The following is a 25,832-nucleotide window of genomic DNA, read 5'->3' on the forward strand; positions in this document are numbered from 1 at the left end:
GGTCGGGCCGCCAGGCACGGCGGCGGTCGGGGGGATGCGGCGCGGGCGGCGGGTGCGGCGCATCGGGGCGCTGCCGGAGGGGCACTCCTCCTCTGTACACCGTGGGGGGTGTGGGGCGCACCCGGAGGGGCCCGGCCGTTCGCCGACGGGCCCGGTCAGCCCTCCTGGCCGTAGCGGGCCAGGTAGTCGGCGAAGCGGGCGACGTCCTCGTCGGACCAGTCGGTGAAGCGCGCGGTGAAGGAGAGCCGCCGCTGCTCGTTGGCGTCCCGCAGCAGGGTGAGCCCGGCCTCGGTGGCGCGCAGGATCTGGCCGCGCTGGTCGTCCGGGTCCGTCTCGCGGGCCAGCAGGCCGAGCTTCTCCAGGGCGGTGACCTGGCGGCTGACGGTGGACTTGTCGAGCATGAAGTACGCGGCCACGTCGGCGGCCCGGCAGCCGCCGCGCTCGGTGATCAGGTCGAGGATGCTGTACGTGACCAGGGAGAGGTCGGGGTGCAGCTGGGAGGCCTTGTGCCGGGCGCGGCGGGCGAAGGCGGTCAGCTCGCGCTGGATGGTCTCGATGGACGACTGGCGGCCGGGCACGGCGTTCCTACCTCCTCGATATTTGTTGCACTATACAACGGATTCGCCCGGGGTCGCGCGCCGCTCCGGCGCCGCTCGCTCCGGTGCGGCCTGCCAGGCGCGGGCTGCGGCGATCCGGCTGGTCGCACTCGGGTGAGTGGCGAACAGTAGCTCAAGCACCCTCGGCGGGTCGACATCGGAGACGTTCGCCACCGCCAGTCTGCGCTGCATGGCCACGAACTGCTCGACGTCCCCGGTCAGTTCGAGCGCGTGCCGGTCGGCCCTGGCCTCGATCCGGCGGCTCACCGCGCACTGCAGCGGCCCCGAGACCGCGCCCAGCAGCGCCGCGAGCGCCGCCAGCAGCGGCAGTGCCCGGGGGTCCGCCGCGTCCGTCGCCCCGGCGGCGTCCAACAGCGGCCGCCAGCCGCCGAGCAGGCCCAGGACCGCCACCGCGACGGCTGCGCCGACCGCGCCGAGCGCGGTGCCCACCGGCACGTCCCGGTGCTTGACGTGGCCCAGCTCGTGCGCGACCACCAGCTCCACCTCGCGCGGCTCGGCGGTGGTCAGCAGCGTGTCGTACGCGACGATCCGACGGGTCGCCCCGAACCCGGAGACGTACGCGTTGAGCGCGGTGGTCCGGCGGGAGGCGTCGGCCACGAGGACGTCCCGCACCCGGACACCGTCCCGCTCGGCCAGCGCCAGCAGCGCGGTGCGCAGCGCGCCCGGGGGCATCGGGGAGAAGCGGTTGAAGACCGGCTCGATCAGCAGCGGGTGGAGGAAGGAGAGCGCGACCGTCAGCAGCGCCGCCGCGCCCGCCGCCGGCAGCCACCAGCGCTGCGGGGACCAGGCGGTCAGCGCGAACAGGCCGAGCGCGAGCGGGAGGACGAGGACGAGGGCGAGCGCGAGGCCGCGCACGGCGTCCAGCGCCCAGCCCGCCCAGCCCTGGGTCACCAGTCCGAACCGGGCCCGGACGGTCCGCGCCCCGGCGCCGAACGGCAGTTGCAGCGCCTGGCCGAGCAGCAGCAGGGCCGCCGAGCCGGCCAGCACTCCGGCCGTCCGGGAGCCGCCGAACCAGTCGCCGGTGGCGGTCACCACGGCCGCGCCGACCGGGGTGAGGCCGAGCAGCAGGGTCAGCGCCAGGCCCGCCAGCCGTCCGCCCAGCGCCCACGGCAGCTGGGCGCGGCGCAGCGCGCGGCCCCGGGCGCGCTCGTCGGGGGTGAAGTCGGCGGTGATGTCGGCGGTGACGTCGGGGGCGGCGTTGGCCGTGGAACCGGGCGCGGCGTCGGGCGGCATGTCGGAAGCGACGCCGGGGACCGGGGACCGGGAGTCCGCGGATCGGGGGCCAGGGTTCTCGGGGGCCGGGGTGGTGTCCATGGCGGGGTGCGGCTCTTCCGGTCGGGTCGCGGGACGGGTGCCGGGCGGCGTCGGTGCGGCGCCGGTGGAGTCGGCAGGTCGGTAGGTCGGTACGGGGGTTCAGCGGTGATCAGCATGGCGCAACCGACCGGCCGGTGCCCACGCCACGGCCCGGTTCCCACCCGCGGGTGGGGGTTCACTCCTCCGTGGGCCCGGTGGCGCCGTGGACGCCGGCGCGCAGCAGCTGGTGGCCGAGGTCCACCAGGGCGCGGCCGACGGCGAAGTCGTCGCCGACCTCCGGCGCCGGGGCGTCGCGCGGGTTGCGGCGGGAGCGGGCGTCGCTGTGCAGCACATTGCCGTCGGCGTCCAGCACGGCGTGCACCCGGGTGGTGTCCTCGTCCTCGACCACGTGCAGGCTGAGCTGCCAGTCCTTGGTGCGCACGGTGCCGGGGGCCCGCTGTTCGGCGCCTGCCGCCACGGCCCGCGACGGGGCGGCGGCCGTCCCGTCGGCGCGGACGATCACCACCGGGCAGGCCCCGTGCACCGCGCAGCGGGCGGACACCGAGCCGAGCAGGGTCCGGGCGAAGGTGCCCCGGCCGCGGCTGCCCAGCACCAGCAGGTCCGCCCCCTCGGCGGCCTCCAGCAGCACTTCGGCGGCGTGGCCGAGCACCAGGCTCTCCCGGACCTCCACCGGGCGGTCCGGCCCCAGGATCTCGTTGATCTCGGCGCTCAGCGTGCGGCGGGCGGTCCGCTCGAAGCCGTCGTCCACCATCGGCGCGAACCACCCGTACAGCGAGGGGTACTCCCACGCGGCGACGGCGTGCACCGTCGCCCCGGTCAGCACGGCCTGGCCGACCGCCCAGCGCAGGGCCGCCTTCGACGGATCGGAGCCGTCGATCCCGACCACGATCCGGCGCTCCCGGGCGGGGAAGGGCCGGTCCTCGCCCACGATCGGGGGTTCGCCGCCCACAGGTGAGAGCTGACTGCTGCCCATCACGTCACACCTCCCGGCCTTCGGCACGGGGCTCGTCCCCTGTACACCACGCTGCGCGCCCCGCCCGCCTCCGCGCCAGGGACGCGGTGGCCGGGTCGGGCGGGGCGATTGGGCCGGGCGGGCCAGGGGTGCCGCCCGGGGGAACGGCCGGTCGGGGGCCTGGCCGGGGGCAACGTCCGGGCCGGGCCCGATCGGTGTCCTGTCCTGACCGGGGCCCGTAGTGCCCTTTTGTGGCCGGAATGTTGTGGGCTCGGGTCCGGATGGTGGTGATTCGGTGGCGTAGGCTGACCGCTCTTGCATCATCCTCGGGGGGATCCACTCATGCGCCGTGCCGCGGCCGCCGTCGCGCTGTTCGTCGGAATGACCGCCGTCGCGGCCTGCGGGCCGGACGACCCGGCACCGGCACCGGCCTCCGCGGCCCCCGTCCCGCCGAGCACCTCCGCCGTGCCGGACGGCTCGCCCTCCGGTGCGGCCCCGGGCAAGAGCGCCCCGCCCAGGCCCGACGGCACCATCACCGTCGCCTTCGCCGGGGACGTCCACTTCGAGGGCCGCACCGAGGCCCGGCTGGCCGTCCAGCCGCCCGAGCAGGCGCTCGGCCCGATCTCCCGCACCCTCGCCGACGCCGACCTGTCCGTCCTCAACCTGGAGACCGCGATCACCGGGCGCGGCGCCCCGGAGCCGAAGACGTACACCTTCCGCACCTCGCCCAAGGCGCTGTCGGTGCTCAAGGACTCGGGCGTCGACGTCGTCTCGATGGCCAACAACCACGCCGTGGACTTCGGGGCCGACGGCCTCGCCGACACCCTCGCCGCCAAGGACTCCTCGCCGATCCCGGTGGTCGGCTTCGGGCGCAACGCCAAGGAGGCGTACGCCCCGTACGTCACCACCGTGCGCGGGGTGAAGGTCGCGGTGGTCGCCGCCAGCCAGGTCGAGGACCTCACCAACCAGAAGTGGCGGGCCGGCGCCAACAAGCCCGGCATCGCCTCGGCGCTGGACGTCCCGGCGCTGGTCAAGGCGGTGGAGACGGCCAAGCAGCAGGCGCCGGTGGTGCTCGTCTACCTGCACTGGGGCGACGAGGGCAAGGCCTGCCCGACCGGACCGCAGACCACCATCGCCAGGAAGCTCGCCGCCGCCGGGGCCACCGCGGTGGTCGGCACCCACGCGCACACCATGGTCGGCTCGGGCATGCTCGGCGACACCTACGTCGGGTACGGCTTCGGAAACTTCCTCTGGTACGGCACCTCCAACTACGCCAACTCCAACGAGACCGGCGTCACCACCCTCACCCTCACCGCCGACGGCAAGGTGACCGGCGAGGCCTTCACCCCGGCCACCATCGACGACAAGGGCATCCCGGAGCCGGTCACCGGCGCCACCGCCGAGGCCGCCCTCAGGCGCCGCGACGGCCTGCGCGGCTGCACCGGCCTCTCCCCGGCCCCCGGCGCGTCTGCCCCCGCCACTTCCGCTTCCACGCCTCCGGCCAAGTCGCCGGCCGCGCCCGCGAAGGCCTCGACGGCCCCCGCCGCGCCGCGCTAGGGCCCGGAGTTCGCGGAGTTCCCGAGCCGTACGGCCGCTGGACCGTCCGCGAGCTCAACTCCCCGGTGGCACCGGGCTTCTGCCGCGTCGAGCCGGTGGAGACCGGCGGCCCTGCCGATCCTCGACCTCTTCCTCCACCGCCCGGCCCTGCCCTGCCCGGCCCTGCCCGGCCCTGCCCGTCCCCGGCCGGTCCGGACGGCCGGTGCGGCCACCCAGGCCCCTGACCGGCTCCGCCTCGATCCGCGCGGGGCCGTACACCGTCAGGAAGCCTCTCGGACAGCACCGCAGGACACCGAGGCCGCCCGCCCCGCCCGGGGTCGGGCGGCTTCGTCGTGTCCGGGCGCGGTTCCGGCGCCGCATGCCCCCCGAAGGGTCCGGAGGTGCCCTGGAGCGAGTTGACGTTCGCACAGACTATCGGCGTGGACGAACAGCTGTGTTAGGTTAGGCTTGCCTAATCTTGCTGGTCGGAGGGGATGTCCTGTGCAGCAGCAGTCCGAATTTTCCGGTGCCGTCGCGATGGTCACCGGGGCCGGGCAGGGCATCGGCGCGGCCGTCGTGCGGGCGCTGGTGGCCGAAGGCGCCGTCGTCGCGGCGGTGGACCGCAATCCCGGTGGGCTCGACGCCCTGGTGGCCGAGCTGCCGGCCGTGCGTCCGTACGTGCTGGACGTCGCCGACGCCCAGGCCGTGGACGGCACGGTGGAGTTGATCGAGGGCCAACTCGGCCCGATCGGCACACTGGTCAACGTCGCGGGCATCCTGCGCACCGCCCCGGTCGTCGAACTCACCGACGAGGACTGGGCGGACACCTTCGCCGTCAACACCACCGGCGTCTTCCGCGTCAGCCGTGCCGTCGGCCGGCGGATGGCCGAACGCGGGCGCGGCGCGATCGTCACGGTCGGGTCCAACGCCGCCGGGGTGCCGCGGGCCGGGATGGCCGCCTACGCGGCGTCCAAGGCGGCGGCCACCATGTTCACCCGCTGCCTGGGGCTGGAGCTCGCCCGGTCCGGGGTGCGCTGCAACGTGGTGTCACCCGGCTCGACCGACACCGAGATGCAGCGCGCGCTGTGGGGCGAGGACGCCGAGGCGGCCGAACGCCGCGTGATCGACGGCGACTTGGGGGCCTGGCGGGTCGGCATCCCGCTCGGGCGGATCGCCGCGCCCTCCGACATCGCGGAGGCCGTGGTGTTCCTGGCCTCCGAACGGGCGCGGCACATCACCATGCACGACCTGTACGTCGACGGCGGCGCGACCCTGCGCGCCTGAGCGGTGCCGGGCGGTGCCCCGCCCTCGGGCCGCTCTTCGCGCCGCCCCCGTTCTTCCTCGTCCCCCCGTTCCTCCTCGTCCTCCCGTAGAACCGTCCCAGACTGGAGAAACCGCCGTGACCACGGTGCACCACGCCCCTGCCGGGCCGATACCCGCCGGGCCCGACGCCCCGGCGACCGCCCTCGCCGAGGGCCCGGACCACGCCGTGATCGGCGCGGCCAGCGGACTGCTCGGCCAGTACCGGGCCGGCTCCGACGAGGCGTTCTTCGCCTCGCCGACCCGTACCCTGCTCGGCTCCGGCACGCACGCCCGGGTGCCGCAGGACGGCCGGCCGCTGCCGGTGAGGGTCGCCGAGACGCTGGCCCGGGCGGGCCGGGACGGTGTCGAACTGCCCCTGGTGGTCGGCGCGGTGGCGTTCGACCGGGACAGCCGGGTCGAACTCGCCGTCCCCACTCGGGTGCGCACCGCCGGGGCGCTGCGCGACGACCCGCTGATCGCCCTGCCCGCCCCGCGGGCCGAGCGGACCGACTGGCGGATCAGCCCGGTGCCCGCACCGGAGGCGTACGGCGCCGGCGTCGCGGCGGCCGTCGAGCGGCTGCGCGGCGGGGAGTTGAGCAAGGTCGTGCTGGCCAGGACGCTGGAGCTGACCTCCGCCGAGCCGCTCGACCTGCCCGCCATCCTGCAGCGGCTGGCCCGGCGCGACCCGGGTGGCTACACCTTCGCCGTGCCGTCCGGTGGCGGCCGCACCCTGATCGGCGCCAGCCCCGAACTCCTGCTCTCCCGACGGGGTTCGGCCGTGCTGGCCAACCCGCTGGCCGGCTCGGTGCCGCGCAGCGAGGACCTCGGCGAGGACGTCCGGCGCGCCGCCGCGCTGCTGGAGTCGCCCAAGGACCTGCACGAGCACGCCGTCGTGGTGGACGCCATCCGCGAGGCGCTGGCGCCGTACTGCCGCACCCTGGAGGTGCCCGAACGGCCCACCCTGGTACGGACGGCCGCGATGTGGCACCTGGCCACCACGATCCGCGGCGAGCTGGCCGACCCGGCGCTCTCCGCCCTGGAACTGGCCTGCGCGCTGCACCCCACCCCGGCGGTCTGCGGCACGCCGACGGACGTCGCGCGCCGGGTGATCGGCGAGGTCGAGCCCTTCGACCGCGGCCTCTACACCGGCATGGTCGGCTGGCAGGACGCGACCGGCGACGGCGAGTGGGTGGTCACCATCCGCTGCGCCGAGGCGGAGGGGCGGACGCTGCGGGTGTACGCCGGTGCCGGCGTGGTCGAGCGGTCCCGGCCGGAGGCCGAACTCGCCGAGACCAGCGCCAAGTTCCGAACCTTCCTGGACGCCGCGGGGGTGGCCCGGTGACGCCGCTGGAGACCGTTCTCGCCGGGTTCACCCCGTACCCCGCGGAGTTCGCCGAGCGCTACCGGGCCGCCGGGTACTGGCGCGGCGAGACCTTCGGGCGGATGCTGCGCGAGCGCGCCGCCGCGCACGGCGGACGGACCGCCGTCGTCGACCCGGGCGGCCACTCGGTGGCGGCCGCGGAGCGGCGCTGGACGTACGCCGAACTCGACCGCCGGGCCGACCGGATGGCCGCCGGACTGCTCGCCCGGGGCATCCGGGCCGGGGACCGGGTGGTCGTCCAACTTCCCAATGCCGCCGAGTTCTTCGAGGTCGTCTTCGCGCTGTTCCGGATCGGCGCGCTGCCGGTCTTCGCGCTGCCCGCGCACCGGTACGCCGAGATCGGGTACTTCTGCTCCTTCACCGGGGCCGCCGCCTACGTGGCGCCGGCCGTCGAGGGCGGCTACGACTACCGTGAACTCGCCACCCGGGTACGGGCGGAGAACCCCGCGCTGCGACTGGTGCTGGTGGCCGGCGAGGACCCGGGCGAGCACGTCCGGCTCGCGGACGTGCCCTGTGACGGGCCCGGCCCGGAGGCCTTCGGCGGGGAGCCCGCGCCCGGGGACGTCGCCTTCCTCCAGCTCTCCGGCGGCAGCACCGGCGTGCCGAAGCTGATCCCGCGCACCCACGACGACTACATCTACTCGCTGCGCGGATCGGTCGAGCTGTGCGGGCAGGACGCGGACAGCGTGTACCTGTGCGTGCTGCCCGCCGCCCACAACTTCCCGCTCAGCTCGCCGGGTTCGCTCGGCACGCTGTACGCCGGCGGCCGGGTGGTGCTCTGCCCGCAGCCCGCCCCGGAGACGGCCTTCCCGCTGATCGAGCGCGAGGGCGTGACCATCACCGGGCTGGTGCCCCCGCTCGCCCTGCTCTGGCTGGACGCCGCCGAGCGCGGCGTCCGCGGGTACCAGAGCCTGGAGGTGCTGCTGGTCGGTGGTGCCAAGTTCAGCGAGGAGGCGGCCCGGAGGGTGCGACCGGTGCTGGGCTGCACGCTCCAGCAGGTGTTCGGGATGGCCGAGGGACTGGTCAACTACACCCGGCTGGACGACCCGGAGGAGTTGATCACCACCACCCAGGGCCGGCCGATCTCGCCGGACGACGAGGTCCGGGTGGTGGACGACCAGGACCGGGACCTGCCCGACGGCTCCACCGGCCACCTGCTCACCCGCGGCCCGTACACCATCCGCGGCTACTGGAACGCCCCCGAGCACAACGCCGCCTCCTTCACGGCGGACGGGTTCTACCGCACCGGGGACCTGGTCCGGCGCACCCCGACCGGCCACCTGGTGGTCGAGGGGCGGGCCAAGGACCAGATCAACCGGGGCGGCGAGAAGGTCGCCGCCGAGGAGATCGAGAACCACCTCCTCGCGCACCCCGCGGTGCACGACGCGGCGGTGGTGTCGATGCCCGACCCGTACCTGGGCGAGCGCACCTGCGCCTACGTGGTGCTGCGCGCCGAGCACCGCGAACAGCCGCCGAAGGGCGTCGAGTTGAAGCGGTTCGTGCGGCAGCGCGGGCTCGCCGAGTACAAGGTGCCGGACCGGGTCGAGTTCGTCGCCGCCTTCCCCGCGACCGGGATCGGGAAGGTCAGCAAGAAGGACCTGCGCGCCGCGATCGCGGCCTCGCTGACCACCCGGTGACCGCGCGCCGGACCGCCGTCCGCTGGACCGCTGACCGCTGACCGCTGGACCGCCGACCCGCCGGCCGCCGACTGCCCGCCGATCCCGCCACCACGCCATCGAGTTAAGGAACACCACCGTGGGCCTGCCCCGCATTCCCCGCTATCCCATGCCCGCCGCCGAGGAGCTGCCCGCCAACCGGGTCTCCTGGACGGTGGACCCGGCGCGCGCCGTCCTGCTGGTGCACGACCTGCAGAACCACTTCCTGGGCGCCTTCGACCCCGAGGCCGCGCCGGTGCCCGAACTCCTGGGCAACGTCGCGGCGTTGGCGGCGGCCGCGCGCGCCGCGGGCGTGCCCGTGGTGTACTCGGCGCAGCTCGGCGGGCAGAGCCCGGCCGAGCGCGGACTGCAGCAGGACTTCTGGGGCCCGGGCATCCCGGACGACCCGCGGGCCACCGCGATCGCCGAGGCCGTCGCCCCGGCGCCGGGTGACACCGTGCTCACCAAGTGGAAGTACAGCGCCTTCGTGCGCACCGGGTTGGAGCAGCTGCTGCGCGAGCAGGGGCGGGACCAGCTGGTGATCACCGGCGTGTACGCGCACATCGGGGTGCAGGCCACCGCCTGCGACGCCTGGATGCAGGACGTCCAGGCCTTCGTGGTGGCCGACGCGGTCGCCGACTTCGGCCCTGCCGAGCACCACGGCGCGCTGGCCTGGGTGGCCGGGCGCTGCGGCATGGTCGGCACGGCGGAGACCGTGCTCGGGGCGCTGGGTGCGGCCGCGCGGCCGGCCGCCTCGGGCGTCGCGGCCGCCTCGGATGTCGCGAGCGGCACGGGCGTCGCAGATGTCGTGGATGTCGTGGATGTCGCGGATGTCGCGGACGCCGCGGGCGTTTCGGAGAACGTGGAACTCGAAGGGGTGGGCGGCAAGTGACGGGCGTGGGCTTCACGGTGGAGCGGATCCGGGCCGAGGTCGCCGACCTGCTCGGCGAGGACCCGGCGGAGATCCCGCTGGACGAGAACCTGGTCGACTGGGGCCTGGACTCCATCCGGCTGATGACCCTCGCCGCGCGCTGGCAGGAGGCGGGCGCCGAGGTGGCGTTCGTCCAGCTCGCGGAGCGCCCGGCGATCGAGGCCTGGGCCGAGCTGCTGGGCGCGGCGTGATGGCGGCGGGGGTGGGCGAGGCGGTCCGGGAGGCGTTCCGGGGCGTGGAACCGCCCGCGGTGTCCTCGGTGCTTTCCGTCCCGGAGCTGCCTTCGCCGCCCCGTCGTGCGGTGCGGTACCCGGCGACCACCGTGGTGGGGCCGGTCGAGGCGCAGGCGGCGCGGACGCCGGACGCGCCGGCGCTGGTGCTCGCGGACGGGGAGACCGTCGACTACCGGGAGTTGAACGCCTCGGCCAACCGACTGGCGCGCGCCCTGGCCGCCCGTGGCGCCCGCCCGGGCGCGGTGGTCGGTTTGGCGGGACTCCGGCGTCCGGCGGAACTGTTGACGGCGCTGCTGGCGGTGGTGAAGTCCGGCGCGGCGTACCTGCCGCTGGATCCGGCGGACACGCCCGGCCGGCGGGAGCGGCTGCTCGCGGAGAACGCCCCGGTCTGCGTGCTGGGGGAGGGGGTGCCGGGGGCGCTGGCCGGGCTGGAGGCGGACGGTGAACTGCCCACCGACCCGCCCCGGGCGCTCACCCCGCAGCACCTGCTCTGCGTCGGGTACGGCCCGGGCGGGCGCCCGACCGCCGTCCGGCTCACCCACGGGGAGGCGGACCGCCGGGTGCGCGAGCTCCAGGCGGCCCACCCGCTCGGGCCGGGCGACCGGGTGCTGCACCTGGGTCTGCCCCTCTGGGAGTACCTGTGGCCGTTGCGGACGGGCGCCGCGGTGGTGCTCGCCGACCCGTGGCAGGAGGGCGAGCTCGGAACGCTGGTACGGGAGTCGGGCGTGACGGCGGTGCGGGTGGCGCCAGGGGTGCTGCTCGGCGGCTGACAGAGTTCAGCGAACAGATTTCATCATCTGTCTTCTGAACTCTGTTCGCTGAATCCTGTCCGCTGACTTCTGTTCGCTGTTCCCTGTCGCTGTCCCCCGTCGGTCGGCGCTCCCTGTCGGTCAGCGCACCCCGGGGCTCAGCACGCCCCGGCGGTCGCGGCACCGGCCGTCGCTGCACCGGTCGCCAGGTCCGCCGCCGTCCATGCCATCGCCACCGCGCCGTCCAGCACCGCCCGCTCCGCCTCCGCGCCCAGCGCCGCCTCGGCGAACGCCGCCTCGTGCGGGGCGCAGGCGCCGCCCGTGATGTCCAGCACCGGATGGATCGACGGCACCGCGTGCGACACGTTCCCCATGTCCGTACAGGCGAAGGGCCCGCTCTCGATCGGCTCCGGCCGGCCGATGGCCGTGGCGTTGGCCCGCCACAGTGCCAGCAGCCGGGGGTCGGAGCGCATGTCCAGGTAGTCCGGCTCGGGCCTGGTCAGCTCCACCTCGCAGCCGGTGGCGAGCGCCCCGGCGCGGAAGCAGTCCTCGACCCGGGAGCGCAGTTCGGCGAGGTCCTCGGCCGCCGAGGCCCGGATCTCGTACTCGGCGCTCGCGGCGTCCGGGATCAGGTTCGGCGCCGTCCCGGCCGCCGTGGTGATGCCGTGCACCCGCCACTGCGGCGGGAGTTGCTGGCGCAGCAGGCCGATCGCGACCTGGGCGACGGTGAGCGCGTCGGCGGCGTTGCGCCCCCGGTGCGGGTCGAGGCTGGGGTGGGCGGCGCGCCCGGTGTAGCGGACGGACAGCGTGCCGAGCGCGAAGGAGCGGAAGTCGGCGACCTCGACGGGGCAGGGGTGGACCATCATCGCGGCGTCCACCCCGTCGAAGGCCCCGGCCTCCAGCAACAGCGCCTTGCCCGCCCCCCGTTCCTCGGCCGGCGCGCCGATCACCCGTACGGTGAGCCCGAGCCGGTCCGCGAACGGGGCGAGCCCGAGCGCCGCGCCGATCCCGGCGGCGGCGATCAGGTTGTGCCCGCAGGCGTGGCCGAGCCCGGGCAGCGCGTCGTACTCGCAGACCAGCGCGACGGTGACCGGTCCGCTGCCGAGGCGCGCGTCGAAGGCGGTGGCCAGGCCGTGGGCGGGCGCGGTCACCGAGTAGCCGTGTTGGCGCAGCAGTTCGGCGCACCAGGCGGCCGCGCGGTGCTCCTCGAAGGCGGTCTCCGGGTGGGCGTGAATGCGGCGGCTGAGCGCGAGGAGCTCGGCCCGGTGTGCGTGGACGCGGTCGCGCACGGCCTGCTTGGTCTCGGCGGGAGGCGTGGTGGCACGCGAGGCGGGAAGCGTGGTGGGAGGAACGATCGCGGGCGGAGCGGTCGGGGGCTCGGTCTGGGGCATTGGGCGGCGTCTCCGGATTGTCAGGGGCCCGGCCGTAAGGGGCCGTTGACCAGATCATATGAAGTTAGATTAGGCTAACCTAAGTAAGGCGTTCCGGATCCCCGAGGAGCTCTCCACCCCATGCCTGCCGTCGAAACCCAGATCGCCGACAGCCAGACCGCCGACATCCCCCTGCTCGCCGCCCAGGCCGCCATCTGGTACGCCCAGGCCCTCGACCCCGCGAGCCCGGTCTACAACACCGGCGACGCCGTCGAGATCACCGGCCCGCTCGACGAGGACCGGTTCGAGCAGGCGCTGCGGCAGGCGGTGGACGAGGCGCAGGCGCTGAACGCCGTCGTCGTCACCGGCCCGGACGGCACGCCCCGTCAGCGGCTGCTCCCCGGCCGGCACTGGCCGCTGCACCGCCTCGACCTGCGCGCCGCCGCCGACCCGGCCGCCGAGGCCGAGGTCTGGATGCGCGCCGACCTCGCCCGCCCGGCCGACCTCGCCGAGGGCCCGCTGTTCACCCACGCGCTCATCCGGCTCACCGAGGACCGCCGGGTCTGGTACCGCCGTATCCACCACCTCGCCGTCGACGCCTACGCGTTGACCCTCCTCGGCGAGCGGGTCGCCGCCCTCTACACCGCCCGCACCACCGGGGCCGAACCGGCCCCGAGCCCCTTCGCCGGACTCGCCGAGGCCGCCGCCGAGGAGGCTGCCTACCGGGAGAGCGCGGAGTACGAGGCCGACCGCGCCCACTGGTCCGCCCGGATGGCCGACGCCGACACCCCGGCGACCCTCCCGGGCACCGCCGAGCCCACCACCGGCGACCAGGGAGGCGGCATCGACAACAGCGACAACGGCGCCACCGGCACCCCCGGCGACAACGGCACCCCCGGCGCTCCCGGCACCCCCGGCGCCACCAACGCCGCCTCCGGCGCGTCGATCCGCCTCACCGCCGACCTGCCCGCCGGCACCCGCGACCGCCTGGAGCGCGCCGCCGGAGCCGTCCGCGCCACCTGGGCCGAGCTGCTCCTCGCCGCCGCGGCCGGCTACCTGCACCGCCTGGCCGGCACCCGGGACGTCGTCCTCGGCCTGCCGCTCGCCAACCGCCGCGGACCGGCCGCCCTGCGCACCCCCGTCGCCGCCGCCAACGTGCTCCCGCTGCGCTTCGCCGTCCGTCCCGCCGACAGCGCGGAGGCCCTGCTGCGCGCCGTGGTCCGCGAGCTGCGCGCCGTCCGCCGCCACCAGCGCTACCCGCTGGAGGACCTGCGCCGCGACCTCGCCCGCACCGGCGACCGCCGCGCCCTGTTCGGCCCGATGGTCAACATCAAGGCCTTCGAGAGCGACCTCGACCTGGCCGGCCTGCCCGGCACCGTCCGCAACCTCGCCGCCGGCCCGGTCGACGACCTCGCCCTGAACGTCTCACCCGGGCCGGACGGTGCGCTGCGCCTGGTCATCGACGCCGACCCGGCCCGCTACGGCGCCGCCGCGCTGGCCGCCCACCGCGACGGGCTGCTGCGCTACCTCGACGCCCTCGCCGACCAGTTGCTCACCGACCCGCAGGCGCCGATCGCCCGGATCGACCTGCTCGACCCCGAGGGCCTGCGCCGCGCCACCGAAGGCCGTACCGAGCCCGCGGTCGAGCGGACCGTTCCCGAGCTGTTCGCCGCCCGGGCCGCCCGCACCCCGGACGCCGTCGCCGTCCGCTCCGGCACGGCCGCACTGACCTACCGGCAGCTCGACACCGCCGCCAACCGGCTCGCCCAACGGCTGACCGCCCTCGGCGTCCGGGCCGGCGCGCCGGTCGCCATCGCCCTGCCGCGCGGCACCGACACCCTGGTCGCGATGCTCGCCGTGCTCAAGGCGGGCGGCGCCTGCGTCTCCCTCGACCTCGCCCATCCCGCGCAGCGCCTCGCCGCCGTGCTGGCCGACGCCCGCCCGGTCTGCGCGATCGGCACCGCCGACTCCCTCGCCGGGCTCGACCTGCCCGCCGGCCTGCCGACCGTCCGGCCGGACGAGGCCCGGGGCGGGGGCGAGCCCCAGGCCGCCCCGCCCGCCCCGCAACCGGGCCAGCCCGCCTACGTGTTGCACACCTCGGGCTCCACCGGTCGCCCCAAGGGCGTGGTGGTCACCCACGCCTCGCTGGCCAACCTGTACGCGGGCCTCGGCGAGGACCACATCGCCCCCGCGGTGCGCCGCACCGGCCGGGACCGGCTGCGGGTCGCCCACAGCGCCTCCTTCGCCTTCGACGCCTCCTGGGACCCGGTGCTCTGGATGGTCCACGGCCACGAGCTCCACCTGCTGGACGACGCGACCTACCGCGACCCGGCCGCGCTCGCCGCCCACCTCGACCGCGAGCGCATCGACTACCTCGACCTCACCCCCTCCTACCTCGAAGTCCTGCTCGCCGAAGGCGTCCTGGACGAGGGCCGGCACCGCCCGTCCGTCCTCGTGGTCGGCGGCGAGGCCACCCCGCCCGCCCTCTGGCAGCGCCTGACCGCCGTCCCCGGCCTGCACCCGGTCGACCTCTACGGCCCGACCGAGACCACCGTCGACGCCTACGCCTGGACCCCGGGCCCGGACGGCGCCCCGCGCGGCCGGGTGGTGCGCGGCTCCCGCGCCTACGTCCTGGACGGCTCGCTGCGCCCCGCGCCCGACGGCGTCACCGGCGAGCTGTACGTGGCCGGCGCCTGCCTGGCCCGCGGCTACCTCGGCCGCCCCGACCTCACCGCCGAGCGCTTCCTCGCCGACCCGTTCGGCCCGCCCGGTGCCCGGATGTACCGCACCGGCGACCTCGCCCGGCGCCGCCCCGACGGAACCCTGGAGTTCCTCGGCCGAGCCGACGACCAGGTGAAGATCCGCGGCTTCCGGATCGAGCCCGGGGAGATCGCCGCCGTCCTCGCCGAACTGCCCGGCGTTGCTCAGGCCGTGGTGATCGCCCGCCCCGGCCCGCAGGGCAAGCGGCTGCTCGGCTACGCCGTCCCGGAGAGCGGCAGCACGCCCGACCCGGACGGGCTGCGCGCCGCGCTGGCCGCCCGGCTGCCCGCGCACATGGTCCCGGCGGCCGTCCTGCTGCTGGACGAACTGCCGCGCACCGCCCACGACAAGCTCGACCACCGCGCCCTGCCCGAGCCGGCCGCCGCCGCGACCGAAGGCGCCGCTGCGGCCACGCCCCGGGAGGAGCTGGTCTGCGGCCTTTTCGCCGAGGTCCTCGGCCTGCCGCGGGCACCCGGCCGGGACGCCTCCTTCTTCGACCTCGGCGGCCACTCGCTGCTCGCCGGCCGCCTGGCCACCCGGCTGCGCGACACCTTCGCCGTGCCGGTCGGCTTCGCCGACGTGTTCCGGCAGCCGACCCCGGCCGGCCTCGCCGCGCTGCTCGGTGAGGCTCCCGTCGCGGGCGCGGGCGCGGGCATGGAGGACGAGCGCCGTCCCGTCCCGGTGCCGCGTGCCGAACGGATGCCGCTCTCGCCCGCCCAGCGCGGCCTCTGGTTCCTGCACCGCCTCGAAGGCCCCAGCCCCACCTACAACATCCCGCTGGCGCTCACCCTCACCGGTCCGCTCGACCGGCACGCGCTCACCTTCGCCCTCGGTGACCTCGTCGCCCGCCACGAAGTCCTGCGCACCGTCTACGGGGAGGAGTCGGACGGCACGCCGTACCAGCGCATCCTGCCCCCGTCGCCCATCGAACTGCACGACGGGGACGCCGAGTTGGCGGAGGCCGTCCGGTACGCCTTCGACCTGGCCGCCGAACCGCCGCTGCGCGCCACGCTGTTCGCCGAAGGCCCCGAGCGGCACACCCTGCTCCTGCTGCTCCACCACATCGCGAGCGACGGCGCCTCCACCACCCCGCTGCTGCGGGACCTGGCCGCCGCCTACACCGCTCGGACCGCCGGACAGGAACCCGAACTGCCGGATCTCGCCCTTCAGTTCGCCGACCACGCGGCCTGGCAACGGGAGCGGCTCGGCACCGCCGACGCCCCCAGCCCGCTCGCCGCCCGGCTGACCGAGCACTGGCGTACCGCACTCGCCGGACTGCCCGACCAGCTGGAACTGCCCCTCGACCGCCCCCGCCCGGCCGTCGCCGGCCACCGGGGCGCCACCGTGCCCTTCGCGCTCGGCGCCGAGGCGCACGCCGCCCTGGCCGGGCTCGCCCGGGCTGCCGACAGCACCGTCTTCATGGCCGTCCAGGCCGGGCTCGCCGCGCTGCTCACCCGGCACGGCGCCGGCACCGACATCCCGGTCGGCACCCCGGTGGCCGGCCGCGAGGACGAGGAGACCGCCGCGCTGGTCGGCTACTTCGTCAACTCGGTGGTGCTGCGCACCGACACCTCCGGCGACCCGACCTTCCGCGACCTGCTGGCCCGCGTCCGGCGCACCGTGCTCGCCGCGCACGAGCACGGTGAACTGCCCTTCGACCGCCTGGTCGAGGAGCTCAATCCGGCCCGCTCGCTCGCCCGCCACCCGCTCTTCCAGGTCATGCTCGCCTGGCAGAGCCGACCGGACGAGCCGATCGCCCTGGGCGGCGGCCTCACCGCCGAGATCGCCGCGATCCCCAGCGGCACCGCCAAGTTCGACCTCACCCTCAACGCCGGTGAACTGCCCGGCGGCGGCATCGGCGGCTTCCTGGAGTACCGCACCGACCTCTTCGACGCCGCGACGGTGGCTGCTCTCGGGGAGCGCCTGACCAGGTTGCTGACCGCCGCCGCGAGTGCTCCGGACACCCCGATCGGCCGACTGCCGCTGATCAGCGAGGAGGAGCGGCAGCGCGCCCTGGTGGAGTGGAACGGCGCCCCCGCCGGCTCCGGTCCGAGTGCGCCCGCCGGCTCCGCCCCGAGCGCCACCCTGCCCGAGCTGTTCGAGGCGGCCGCCGCCGCGAACCCGCGCTCCGTTGCCGTCAGTTACCGCGACGAGCAGCTCGACTACACCGAACTCGCCGCCCGTGCCGACCGGTTGGCCCGGCTGCTGGCCGCCGAGGGCATCGGCCCCGGCACCATCGTCGCGCTCGCCCTGCCGCGCTCGCTCGAACTGGTCGTCGCCCTGCTGGCGGCGGCCAAGTCCGGCGCCGCGTACCTGCCGCTCGACCCCGACTACCCGGCCGACCGCCTCGCCTACATGCTGGCCGACGCGGCGCCCGCCGCCCTGCTCACCGACCGCGTCACCGCACCCCGGCTGCCCGCCCACGAGGTGCGGCAACTGCTCGTCGACGGACCCGAGTCCGCCGCCTTCCCCGCCACCCCGCTGGCCCAGCACGAGCGCACCCGCCCGCTGCGGGCCGACGACACCGCGTACGTCATCTACACGTCCGGCTCCACCGGTCGCCCCAAGGGCGTGCCGGTCACCCACCACAACGTGGTCCGGTTGTTCGGCGCCACCGACCACTGGTTCGGCTTCGGCGCCGAGGACGTCTGGACGCTGTTCCACTCCTACGCCTTCGACTTCTCGGTCTGGGAGCTGTGGGGCGCCCTGCTGCACGGCGGCCGGCTGGTCGTCGTCCCGCACCTGGTCAGCCGTGACCCGGCGGCCTTCCTGGAGCTGCTCGCCCGCGAGCGGGTCACCGTGCTCAACCAGACGCCGTCCGCCTTCTACCAGCTCAGCGCCGCCGACCGGGACCGCCCCGGCAACGAACTCGCCCTGCGCTACGTGGTGTTCGGCGGCGAGGCGCTCGAACTCGCCCGGCTGGACGACTGGTACGACCGGCACGCCGAGGACGCGCCCACCCTGGTCAACATGTACGGCATCACCGAGACCACCGTGCACGTCTCCTACATCGCCCTCGACCGGGCGAGCGCCGCCGCCGGGAGCAGCAGCACCATCGGCGTCAACATCCCCGACCTTCGGGTCTACGTCCTCGACCAGCACCTCCAGCCCGTCCCGCCCGGCGTCACGGGCGAGATGTACGTGGCCGGGGCGGGCCTGGCCCGCGGCTACCTCGGCCGCCCCGAGCTGACCGCCACCCGCTTCGTCGCCGACCCGTACGCCGGACTGTTCGGCGAGCGCGGCACCCGGATGTACCGCTCCGGGGACCTCGCCCGGCGCCGCACCGACGGCGTGCTGGAGTACTTCGGCCGCGCCGACCAGCAGGTCAAGCTGCGCGGCTTCCGGATCGAGCTCGGCGAGATCGAGGCCGTGCTGGCCGCCCACCCGGCCGTCGCCGACGCCGCGGTGGTGGTCCGGGAGGACGTGCCGGGGGACAAGCGGCTGGTCGGCTACGCGGTGGGCACCGCCGAACCGGAGGAGCTGCGCGCCCACGCCGCCGCCGGACTGCCCGTCCACATGGTCCCCTCCGCCGTGGTGCTGCTCGACCGCCTCCCGCTCACCGCCAACGGCAAGCTCGACCGCCGCGCCCTGCCCGCCCCCGAGGCCCCCGCCACGGGCGCCGGCCGCCCGCCGCGCACCCCGCGCGAGCAGCAGCTGTGCGAACTGTTCGCCGAGGTGCTGGGCGTGGCCGCGGTCGGCGTCGAGGACGACTTCTTCGCGCTCGGCGGGCACTCGCTGCTGGTCGTGCGCCTCGCCGGGCGGATCCGCGAGGTGCTCGGCCTGGAGGTCGGCATCGGCGCGCTGTTCCAGGCGTCCACCGTGGCCGCCCTGGACGCCGCCCTCGCGGCGGGCGCGCCGGACACCGACGCCCTGGACGTGCTGCTCCCGCTGCGGCCGGTCGCCCCCGGCCGTCAGCGCCCGCTGTTCGCGGTCCACCCGGCCGGTGGCCTCAGCTGGTGCTACACCGGCCTGATCCGCAACCTGCCCGGCGAGGTGCCGATCTACGGCCTCCAGGCCCAGGGCGTCGGCGCCGCCACCGCCGGCCTCCCCTTGCCGGGATCGCTGGAGGAACTGGCCGCGCACTACGCCGACCGGCTGCGCGAGGTCCAGCCCGAGGGCCCGTACCGGCTGCTCGGCTGGTCCACCGGCGGGATCATCGCGCACGCGGTGGCTGTCCGGCTCCAGGAGCTGGGCCAGGAGGTCGAGCTGCTCGCCGTCCTGGACGCCTACCCGGCCGAGGGCTTCCGCGAGCTGCCCGTCCCCGACCGGGCCGAGGCGCTGGAGGCGCTGCTCACCATGGGCGGCTTCGGGCCGGCCGACCTGGCCGGCCGGCCGCTCGAACTCGCCGCCGTCACCGAGCTGTTGCGCCGCGAGGGCAGCCCGCTCGCCGGACTCGACGACGCCACCGTGGCCGCGCTGAACGAGATCTACCTCAACACCAACCACCTGGTCCGGGGCTACGACCACCGCCGCTTCGAGGGCGACGTGCTGTTCTTCCGCGCCACCGTCGACACCATCGACGACACCCTGGTGCCCGAACTCTGGGAGCCGTACGTCTCCGGCCGGATCGCCAACACCGACGTGGCCTGCTCCCACAAGGACATGACCCTGCCCGCCCCGATCGCGCACATCGCGAGCGTGATCGCCGACCACCTCGCCGACCTCCCGAAGGCGACCGACGATGGAGAAGACCACCGATGAGTGACGCCCCCGCCAACCCCTTCGACGCCGACGGCGAGTTCCTCGCGCTCGTCAACGCCGAGGGACAGCACTCCCTGTGGCCCGTCTTCGCCGCCGTCCCGGCCGGCTGGAGCGTCGCCCACGGCCCGTGCGAGCGAGCGGCCGCCCTGGAGTGGATCAGCGCGCACTGGACCACCCTGTGACCCCTCCGGCAGTCGAGACCCCGGCGCGCCCCCTGCTCGCGGGGCGCGCCGCGGTGGTGGTCGTCTACACGGCCGCGATGTGCATGAACGGCCTGGACTCGACCATCGTCAATCCGGCGCTGTTCAGCATCGCCGAGGACTTCGGCCGGCCCGTCTCGGCGGCCAACGCGGTGGAGACGGCCTTCCTGGTCGGCCTCGCCCTCGGCCTGCCGGTGGCCGGCTGGCTCGGTGACCGGTACGGCGTCAAGCGGGTCTTCCTCGGCTCGCTCGCCGCCTTCACCCTCGCCTCCGCGCTCTGCGCGGCGGCACCCGGCCTGGGCGCGCTGTCCGCCGCCCGGGCCGTCCAGGGGGTGGCCGGCGGGCTGCTCACGCCGGTCGGGATGACCCTGCTGTTCCGGGCCTTCGCCCCGCACGAGCGGGCCGGCCTCGGTCGCGTCCTGATCGTCCCGACCGCGCTGATGCCCGCCCTCGGGCCGCCGCTCGGCGGCTTCCTCACCGAACACCTCTCCTGGCACTGGCTGTTCCTGGTCAACGTGCCGATCGGGGCCGCGGCCGTGGTCATCGGGCTGGTCGGCCTGCGCGGCTCCGAGGAGCCCCCGGCCGGCCGCTTCGACACCACCGGCTTCCTGCTCGCCACCCCCGGCCTCGGCCTGCTCACCTACGCCCTCGGCTTCGGCCCGGCGCACGGCTGGACCTCCCCGGGCGTGGCCCTCGGCGGACTGCTCGGCCTGGCCCTGCTGGGCGCCGCCGTACGGCACCAACTGCGCGCCGCCGAACCGCTGGTGGACCTGCGGTTGCTGGCCGACCGGACCTTCGGCGCGGCGAGCTGGCTCGCCCTGCTGACCTCGGCCGGGCTGATGGGCGCGCTGTTCGTGCTGCCGCTGCTCTACCAGGCGGCGCGCGGCGCCACCGCCCTGGACGCCGGGCTGAGCGTCTTCCCGGAGGCGATCGGCCTGATGGCGGCCTCCCAGGTGGTCGACCGCCTGCTGCCCCGCCTCGGCCCGCGGCGGCTCGCCCTGCCCGCGCTGCTGCTGGCGGCGGCTGTCCTGGCCGCCCTGGGCTTCGCGGAGAACCCTTGGGCGGTACGGGTGCTGATGTTCGCGGTCGGCCTGATCCTGGGCACCGCCGTCCTCGCCGTCCAGATCGCCGGCTTCGCCGACGTCCCGGGCCCTGCGATGGGCCGCGCGATGGGCCTGTTCACCATCCTGCGCACCCTCGGCGGCGCCCTCGGCATCGCCGCCACCGCGGCGCTGATCGGCGCCCTCGGCGACTCCACGGGCGCCGGCCCCTACCGGCTCGCCCTCCTGCTCACGGCGGCCCTGGTCGCCGCCGGCGCCCTCCTGGCCGCCCGCCTCCCCGCCGACGCCCCGGGCTCGCCCCCAGAGGACTGAGCACCCACTAGGCAGCGACCCAGCCGGAACCCCGGCCGGGTCGCTGTGCGTGTCGCCTGGTCCACTGGGCCGGAGACCATGCCCCGGCTACCTTCCGGGGCCCTTGTCCCGGGCGAAGCTCACGAAGTCGGCCCAGGCTTCCGCCGTGAAGGTGAGTTGGGGGCCGGTCTTGTCCTTGGAGTCCCGGACGCGGACGGTGCCTGTGGTGAGGGCGACCTCCACGCAGGCGCCGCCCTCGGTGTTGCTGTGGCTGGACTTGAACCAGGCCGGTTCGGTGCTCATTGGTCGTTCGCGAGCGTGCCGATGAAGTCGGCCCAGGCTGCTGCCGTGAAGGTGAGTTGGGGGCCGGTCTTGTCCTTGGAATCCCGGACGCGGATGGTGCCCGGGGTATGGGCGACCTCCACGCAGTTGCCGCCTTCGGTGCCGCTGTGGCTGGACTTGAACCAGGCCGGTTCGGTGCTCATAGTTCCTCCGCGAGCTTGCCGATGAACTCCGCCGAGGCCTCGGGGCTGAGGGCCTTCCTGAGGATCATTTCATGTCGTTGGCAGAGCTGGTTGACCTTGTCCGGCTCCGAGGACAGCCGACCCAGCGTTTGGCCTTCCTCATATGCGAGACGGTCATGTTCCGGTGTCTCGAGAAGGACGAATGGGCCGTTGAGGCCCGGATGGGCACCTGTGTCCGGGACCACCTGAATCGAGATGTGGCGCGGCTCGCCACTGGCGAGCAGGTGAAGAAGCTGATGGCGCTGTCCCTCGGCGCTCCCGAGCCGGTGCCGTAGGACGTGCTCTTCGATCAGGAAGTTGAACGACTTCGTCTGGGTTTTCAGCAGTTCCTGTCGCTGAAGTCGAGCAGCGACTCGTTCCTCGACTGTCTCGTCGTCCATAGGTGGCCAGTGCGCGTGTAGGAGCGATCGAACGGTTTCCTCGGTCTGGAGCAGCCCAGGGATGAGCTGATTCTCGTATGAGCTGTGGACAATGGCGACGGCCTCGTACCGCATGAAGTCCTCAGCGAAGTGGGGATACTTCTCAGGTTGCAGGAACTGCGCCCCGGCCGCCAGGATCCCCTTCGCGTCGCACATGTCGTCCGCCACCTGCAGCAGGTGCATCGACGGCTTCCGTCGCCCCGCCTCCATCGACCGTAGGCTCTCGATGCCGTACCCCGCCTCGGTGGCCAGGTCCTCACGGCTGATGCCGGCCCGGGTCCGCCAGAGTTTGATCTGGTTGCCGCAGTACCGCCACGACATCGGCGGCGGCGTGGCGGGCGAGGACGCGTTCATGGGGGACCTCCAGACCGATCGGTACGAAGTTCGACGCTAGACACCCGATGGCCCGGAGGTATGCGAATCAGCCCGAAACCATCCCCCCGGGTGACCCCAGCAGGTGCGCCAGCCCGTCCGCCAGGCCGCCGCGCCAGCAGGCGTAGTCGTGGCCGCCGTTGAACTCGCGGTAGGCGAGGTCGTAGCCGCGGGCGGTGAGCACGTCGCGCAGGTGGCGGTTCTGGGCGAGGAGCATCCACTCCTGCAGACCGACCTCGATCCAGAACCGGGCCGGGCGGCGCTCCTCGGCGGCGAAGCGGCGGGTCAGCCATTCGCTGCCGGCGTCGAACTCGGTCTCGTCCGGCCACCAGAAGGAGCCGGACTGGGAGAGCGCGTTGCCGAATCGGTCCGGCCGGTGGTAGGCGGCGTACGCGGCGGTCAGTCCGCCCGCGCTCTGGCCCGCGATCACGCTGGCGGCGGGATCGGCCGTCGCGCCGAACTCCGTTGCCGCCCACGGCAGCAGACGGTCGGCGAGGAGGTCGACGAAGGCCGGGTTGCAGCTCAGGTCGTCCGGCCGCTTCGGCCCCATGGTGTGCACCAGCAGGGCGACGGTCGGCGGGATCGCGCCGTCCGCCGTGAGGTTGTCGAGGGTGTCGCCGACGGACAGCACCTCGCCCCACATCTCGCCGTCCAGCAGTACCACGACCGGGTACGGCCCGCCGTCCGGGCGGTGCCCGGCCGGAAGGTGGACGTCCACCCGCCGCCCGGCCGCCGTGCGGGCGAGCGGCCGCCCGCGCGGCACCCCGTCGCGCCGCGCCACGTAAGGCTGCGCGGGTGCGTCGGGCAGGCTGAGCACCGAGGCGGGGTGGCGGCCGTCGCGGGCCGGCAGCCGGGGCTCGGTGTCGTGCGGGTCGGGGCGGGCGTGGTCGAGGACCCGCAGCCAGTCGGGGCGGGTGGTGCCGGGGGCCTCGCCCCGGAACGGGTACAGCTGGTAGGAAGCGCGGTGGTCGGCACGCAGCCGGTAGGTGATCGCCCACGTCCCGTCCTCCCGGCGGGACATCAGATGCGGTGTCAGGTCTCCGGCGTGGCGGTCCTTGTCGGTGACGGTGTGCAGCAGCGCGAGCACGCCGTCGCAGTCGGCGTCCCGGTGGGTGAAGGTGACCAGGCGGTAGGCGGGGTCGTCGGGGTCGGGGGCGATGAACGGGGTTTCCACAGCAGTGACTCCAAGAAGGCTTAGGCGGGGCTGCCCTTGCGGCCGAGCAGCACCCAGAGCAGGAAGGGACCGCCGAGGACGGTGGTGACGATGCCGACGGGGATCTCCACCCCGGCGAACAGCACCCGTCCCAGGGTGTCCGCGAGCACGACGAGCAGGGCCCCGGTCAGTGCCGAGCCGAGCACCGGCACCCGCGCGGGCCCGGCCAGCCGACCGGCGATCACCGGTGCGGCCAGCGCCACGAAGCCGACCGGCCCGCAGACGCCGACCGCCAGCCCGGCCAGTGCGACGGCCAGCAGCAGGCAGGCCAGCCGGACCCGGCCCGGGTCGACGCCGAGCGCGGAGGCGACGCTGTCGTCGAAGCGCAGCACGGCCAGCCGCCGGGCCACCACGAGGGCGAGCGGCACCAGTACGGCCAGCCCGATCAGCACGGGCGTGGCCACGGCGAGGTCCCGCCCGTTGAGGCTTCCGTTGGTCCAGATGTACAGCGAACTGGCCGAGTTGAGCGAGCGCCGGGCCATCGCGACCTGGATGACGGCCGAGGCGAGCGCCGACATGGCGAGCCCGACCACCAGCACCCGGTAGCCGCGCGCGCCGAGCCCGCCGGAGGCCAGGGTGACGACCAGGACGGCGACCAGCGCGCCGAGCGGTCCGGCCCACCAGGCGCCGAAGGTGCCCGCGGTGCTGGCGGAGATCAGCACGGCGGCCGTCGCGCCGTCGTTGACGCCGAGGAGTTCGGGGGTGGCCAGGCGGTTGCGGGCGAGGGTCTGGGTCAGGCAGCCGGCCAGGCCGAGGGCGGCGCCGGCGGCGAGCCCGGCGACGATCCGGCCGAGCCGGAACTTCTGCACCAGCAGCACGTCCAGCCGGTCCCCGTAGCCGAACACGGCCTGGAAGGTGCGGGCGAGGCCGAGTTCGCTCTGCCCGGCGTGCGCCGAGACGACCACGGCGGCCAGCAGCGCGGCGGCCAGGCCGAGCGAGGCCAGCAGGGCCCGGTGCGGCAGCAGCAGCGACCACGCGCCGTAGCGCAGCGTCAAGTCGGGTTTCGAGGGCGCCGGTTCACCCCGGCGCGGGGGAGGAGCGGACGCGGGCGGGTCGGCCATGGCCAGGGCGGCGGAGCGCCGGGAGCGGACGATCGCGATCAGGGCCGGGGCTCCGATCAGCGCGACGATCACCGACACCGGCGCCTCGAAGGGCCGGGCCACCACCCGGGCGAGCACGTCCGAGCCGGTCAGCACGGCGGCGCCGAACAGCGCGGCGAGCAGGGTGAGTCGGCCGACCCGGGGGCCGGCGAGGGTGCGGGCGAGGAAGCCGGAGAGCAGTCCGAGGAAGGCGACCGGCCCGGCCAGCGCGACCGCGGAGGCGGTCAGCAGGGTGACGGCGACGGCGACGGCGGCCCGGGTGGCCCCGGGGCGGTGGCCGAGGCCGCGGGCGAGGTCGTCGCCGAGGGCGAGCGCGGTGAGCGGCCGGGTGGTGAGCGCGGCGAGCAGGAATCCGGCGCCGAGCACCGGGGCGAGCTGGCGCAGCGTCGTCCAGCCCTCCACCCCGGCCAGCGAGCCGAGCACCCAGACCCGGTACCGCTCGTACGCCTCGGGGGAGTTGACGATCAGCACGTCGGTGAGGCCGCGGAAGATCGCCGCGACGGCGGAGCCGGCGAGCACCAGTCGCATCGGTGAGCCGCCGCCCCGGGTGCTGGCGACCAGCAGCACCACGGTGCTGGCGAGCACCGCCCCGCCGAAGGCGAAGGCGAGGTAGCCGAAGGAGGTCTGCACGCCGAGCACGGCGATGCCGAGCACGACGCCCAGCGAGGCGCCGGCGTTGACGCCGAGCAGGCCGGTCTCGGCCAGCGGGTTGCGGGTGACGGACTGCAGTTGCGCGCCGGCGACGCCGAGCGCGGCTCCGACCAGCAGGGCGGTGAGGGTGCGCGGCAGCCGCAGGTCGCCGACGACGAGGGCGAGTCGGCCGTCGGCGCGGGCGCCGTCTCGGTTCAGCAGATAGTCCAGCACCCGGCCGGGGCCGACCTCGCCGGCGCCCACCGACAGCGACAGCGCGGCCAGGGCGAACAGGAGCACCACCGCCGCCGTGACGGCCGGCCAGGTGGGGCGGGTGCCCTCGGGCCGCCGGCTGCGCCCGCCCGGTGGCGGCGAGTCCGGCGCGGTGGCGGGGGGCGCCGGGTGGACGCCGGCTTGCGACAATGTCATAAGGTAAGGCTAACCTAATGACCGAGCCCGTCCCGAGGGGCACCCGTGGGGCACCCCGCCCCGCCGAACTGCCCGGATGCCGCTCAACTCCC

General features: G+C 75.3%; 17 protein-coding genes and 2 pseudogenes. 10 read left to right on the forward strand and 9 right to left on the reverse strand.

Translation table 11 applies throughout. The features are described 5' to 3' along the window. Window positions 1–155: 155 nt before the first annotated feature. The 3 genes from ACFY0X_RS24560 to ACFY0X_RS24570 all read right to left on the reverse strand — a co-directional run bounded on the left by ACFY0X_RS24560 (window position 156) and on the right by ACFY0X_RS24570 (window position 2,904). Window positions 156–578 (reverse strand): MarR family winged helix-turn-helix transcriptional regulator, encoded by a 423-nt coding sequence (locus tag ACFY0X_RS24560; RefSeq protein ID WP_049651037.1) that lies wholly within the window; start codon window positions 576–578, stop codon window positions 156–158. A gap of 30 nt (window positions 579–608) precedes the next feature. Continuing rightward, the gene (locus ACFY0X_RS24565; protein ID WP_387757551.1) at window positions 609–1,850 is read right to left on the reverse strand and encodes a M48 family metalloprotease; all 1,242 of its coding nucleotides are present in this window, start codon (window positions 1,848–1,850) and stop codon (window positions 609–611) included. A gap of 256 nt (window positions 1,851–2,106) precedes the next feature. Next, window positions 2,107–2,904: a universal stress protein gene (locus tag ACFY0X_RS24570; protein WP_387757552.1), complete on the reverse strand. Its 798-nt coding sequence runs from the start codon at window positions 2,902–2,904 to the stop codon at window positions 2,107–2,109. A 321-nt stretch (window positions 2,905–3,225) separates the two neighbouring features. Here ACFY0X_RS24570 and ACFY0X_RS24575 point away from each other — a divergent pair, with 321 nt between their 5' ends. The 7 genes and pseudogenes from ACFY0X_RS24575 (at window position 3,226) to ACFY0X_RS24605 (ending at window position 10,691) form a co-directional block, all read left to right on the forward strand. Continuing rightward, window positions 3,226–4,440, forward strand: a complete 1,215-nt coding sequence (locus ACFY0X_RS24575) for a CapA family protein (protein ID WP_387757554.1) — start codon at window positions 3,226–3,228, stop codon at window positions 4,438–4,440. Between the two features lie 447 nt (window positions 4,441–4,887). Further along, window positions 4,888–5,703, forward strand: coding sequence for a 2,3-dihydro-2,3-dihydroxybenzoate dehydrogenase (locus ACFY0X_RS24580; RefSeq protein ID WP_387757556.1), 816 nt, complete (start codon window positions 4,888–4,890; stop codon window positions 5,701–5,703). A 148-nt stretch (window positions 5,704–5,851) separates the two neighbouring features. After that, window positions 5,852–7,063 carry an isochorismate synthase DhbC gene (dhbC, locus tag ACFY0X_RS24585; protein WP_387757777.1) on the forward strand — a complete coding sequence of 404 codons (1,212 nt, stop codon included), beginning with the start codon at window positions 5,852–5,854 and terminating at the stop codon, window positions 7,061–7,063. Further along, entirely contained in the window at window positions 7,060–8,739 is a 1,680-nt protein-coding gene (locus tag ACFY0X_RS24590; RefSeq protein WP_387757558.1) for a (2,3-dihydroxybenzoyl)adenylate synthase, read from the forward strand. Before dhbC ends, ACFY0X_RS24590 begins: the two co-directional genes overlap by 4 nt. Before the next feature lie 118 nt (window positions 8,740–8,857). After that, a pseudogene (locus ACFY0X_RS24595) lies at window positions 8,858–9,475 on the forward strand (isochorismatase family protein); the annotation flags it as partial. A gap of 170 nt (window positions 9,476–9,645) precedes the next feature. Further along, complete coding sequence (locus ACFY0X_RS24600) at window positions 9,646–9,879, forward strand: phosphopantetheine-binding protein (protein ID WP_387757559.1); 234 nt, start codon at window positions 9,646–9,648, stop codon at window positions 9,877–9,879. A 110-nt stretch (window positions 9,880–9,989) separates the two neighbouring features. Then, window positions 9,990–10,691 carry an AMP-binding protein gene (locus ACFY0X_RS24605; RefSeq protein ID WP_387757561.1) on the forward strand — a complete coding sequence of 234 codons (702 nt, stop codon included), beginning with the start codon at window positions 9,990–9,992 and terminating at the stop codon, window positions 10,689–10,691. A gap of 137 nt (window positions 10,692–10,828) precedes the next feature. Here the strand turns inward: ACFY0X_RS24605 and ACFY0X_RS24610 are convergent, their stop codons facing one another. Continuing rightward, window positions 10,829–12,061, reverse strand: a complete 1,233-nt coding sequence (locus ACFY0X_RS24610) for an amidohydrolase (protein ID WP_387757562.1) — start codon at window positions 12,059–12,061, stop codon at window positions 10,829–10,831. 120 nt (window positions 12,062–12,181) lie between these two features. On the opposite strand from ACFY0X_RS24610, the gene ACFY0X_RS24615 reads away from it, so the two are divergent. From ACFY0X_RS24615 to ACFY0X_RS24625, 3 genes are read left to right on the forward strand one after another with little or no spacing between them, the layout of a single operon-like run. Then, window positions 12,182–19,501: an amino acid adenylation domain-containing protein gene (locus tag ACFY0X_RS24615; RefSeq protein WP_387757563.1), complete on the forward strand. Its 7,320-nt coding sequence runs from the start codon at window positions 12,182–12,184 to the stop codon at window positions 19,499–19,501. After that, entirely contained in the window at window positions 19,498–19,683 is a 186-nt protein-coding gene (locus ACFY0X_RS24620; RefSeq protein WP_387757565.1) for an MbtH family protein, read from the forward strand. Before ACFY0X_RS24615 ends, ACFY0X_RS24620 begins: the two co-directional genes overlap by 4 nt. Next, window positions 19,680–21,074, forward strand: coding sequence for a DHA2 family efflux MFS transporter permease subunit (locus ACFY0X_RS24625; RefSeq protein WP_387757566.1), 1,395 nt, complete (start codon window positions 19,680–19,682; stop codon window positions 21,072–21,074). Before ACFY0X_RS24620 ends, ACFY0X_RS24625 begins: the two co-directional genes overlap by 4 nt. Before the next feature lie 87 nt (window positions 21,075–21,161). On the opposite strand, the gene ACFY0X_RS24630 is transcribed toward ACFY0X_RS24625, so the two are convergent. From ACFY0X_RS24630 to fhuB, 5 genes and pseudogenes are all read right to left on the reverse strand, one after another. Next, on the reverse strand, window positions 21,162–21,356 hold the full coding sequence (locus ACFY0X_RS24630) for a DUF397 domain-containing protein (RefSeq protein WP_387757567.1): 195 nt from the start codon (window positions 21,354–21,356) through the stop codon (window positions 21,162–21,164). After that, entirely contained in the window at window positions 21,353–21,538 is a 186-nt protein-coding gene (locus ACFY0X_RS24635) for a DUF397 domain-containing protein (protein ID WP_387757568.1), read from the reverse strand. The genes ACFY0X_RS24630 and ACFY0X_RS24635 overlap by 4 nt, the downstream gene beginning before the upstream one ends. After that, the gene (locus ACFY0X_RS24640; RefSeq protein WP_387757569.1) at window positions 21,535–22,350 is read right to left on the reverse strand and encodes a Scr1 family TA system antitoxin-like transcriptional regulator; all 816 of its coding nucleotides are present in this window, start codon (window positions 22,348–22,350) and stop codon (window positions 21,535–21,537) included. Before ACFY0X_RS24640 ends, ACFY0X_RS24635 begins: the two co-directional genes overlap by 4 nt. Before the next feature lie 67 nt (window positions 22,351–22,417). Further along, window positions 22,418–23,551 (reverse strand): annotated as a pseudogene (gene fes, locus ACFY0X_RS24645) (enterochelin esterase); the annotation flags it as partial. A gap of 11 nt (window positions 23,552–23,562) precedes the next feature. Beyond that, a complete protein-coding gene (gene fhuB / locus ACFY0X_RS24650; protein WP_387757571.1) occupies window positions 23,563–25,740 on the reverse strand; it encodes a Fe(3+)-hydroxamate ABC transporter permease FhuB in 2,178 nt (725 codons plus the stop codon). Window positions 25,741–25,832 lie beyond the last annotated feature (92 nt).

The sequence above is a fragment of the Kitasatospora sp. NPDC001547 genome, assembly GCF_042894165.1.
GTDB lineage: Bacteria > Actinomycetota > Actinomycetes > Streptomycetales > Streptomycetaceae > Kitasatospora.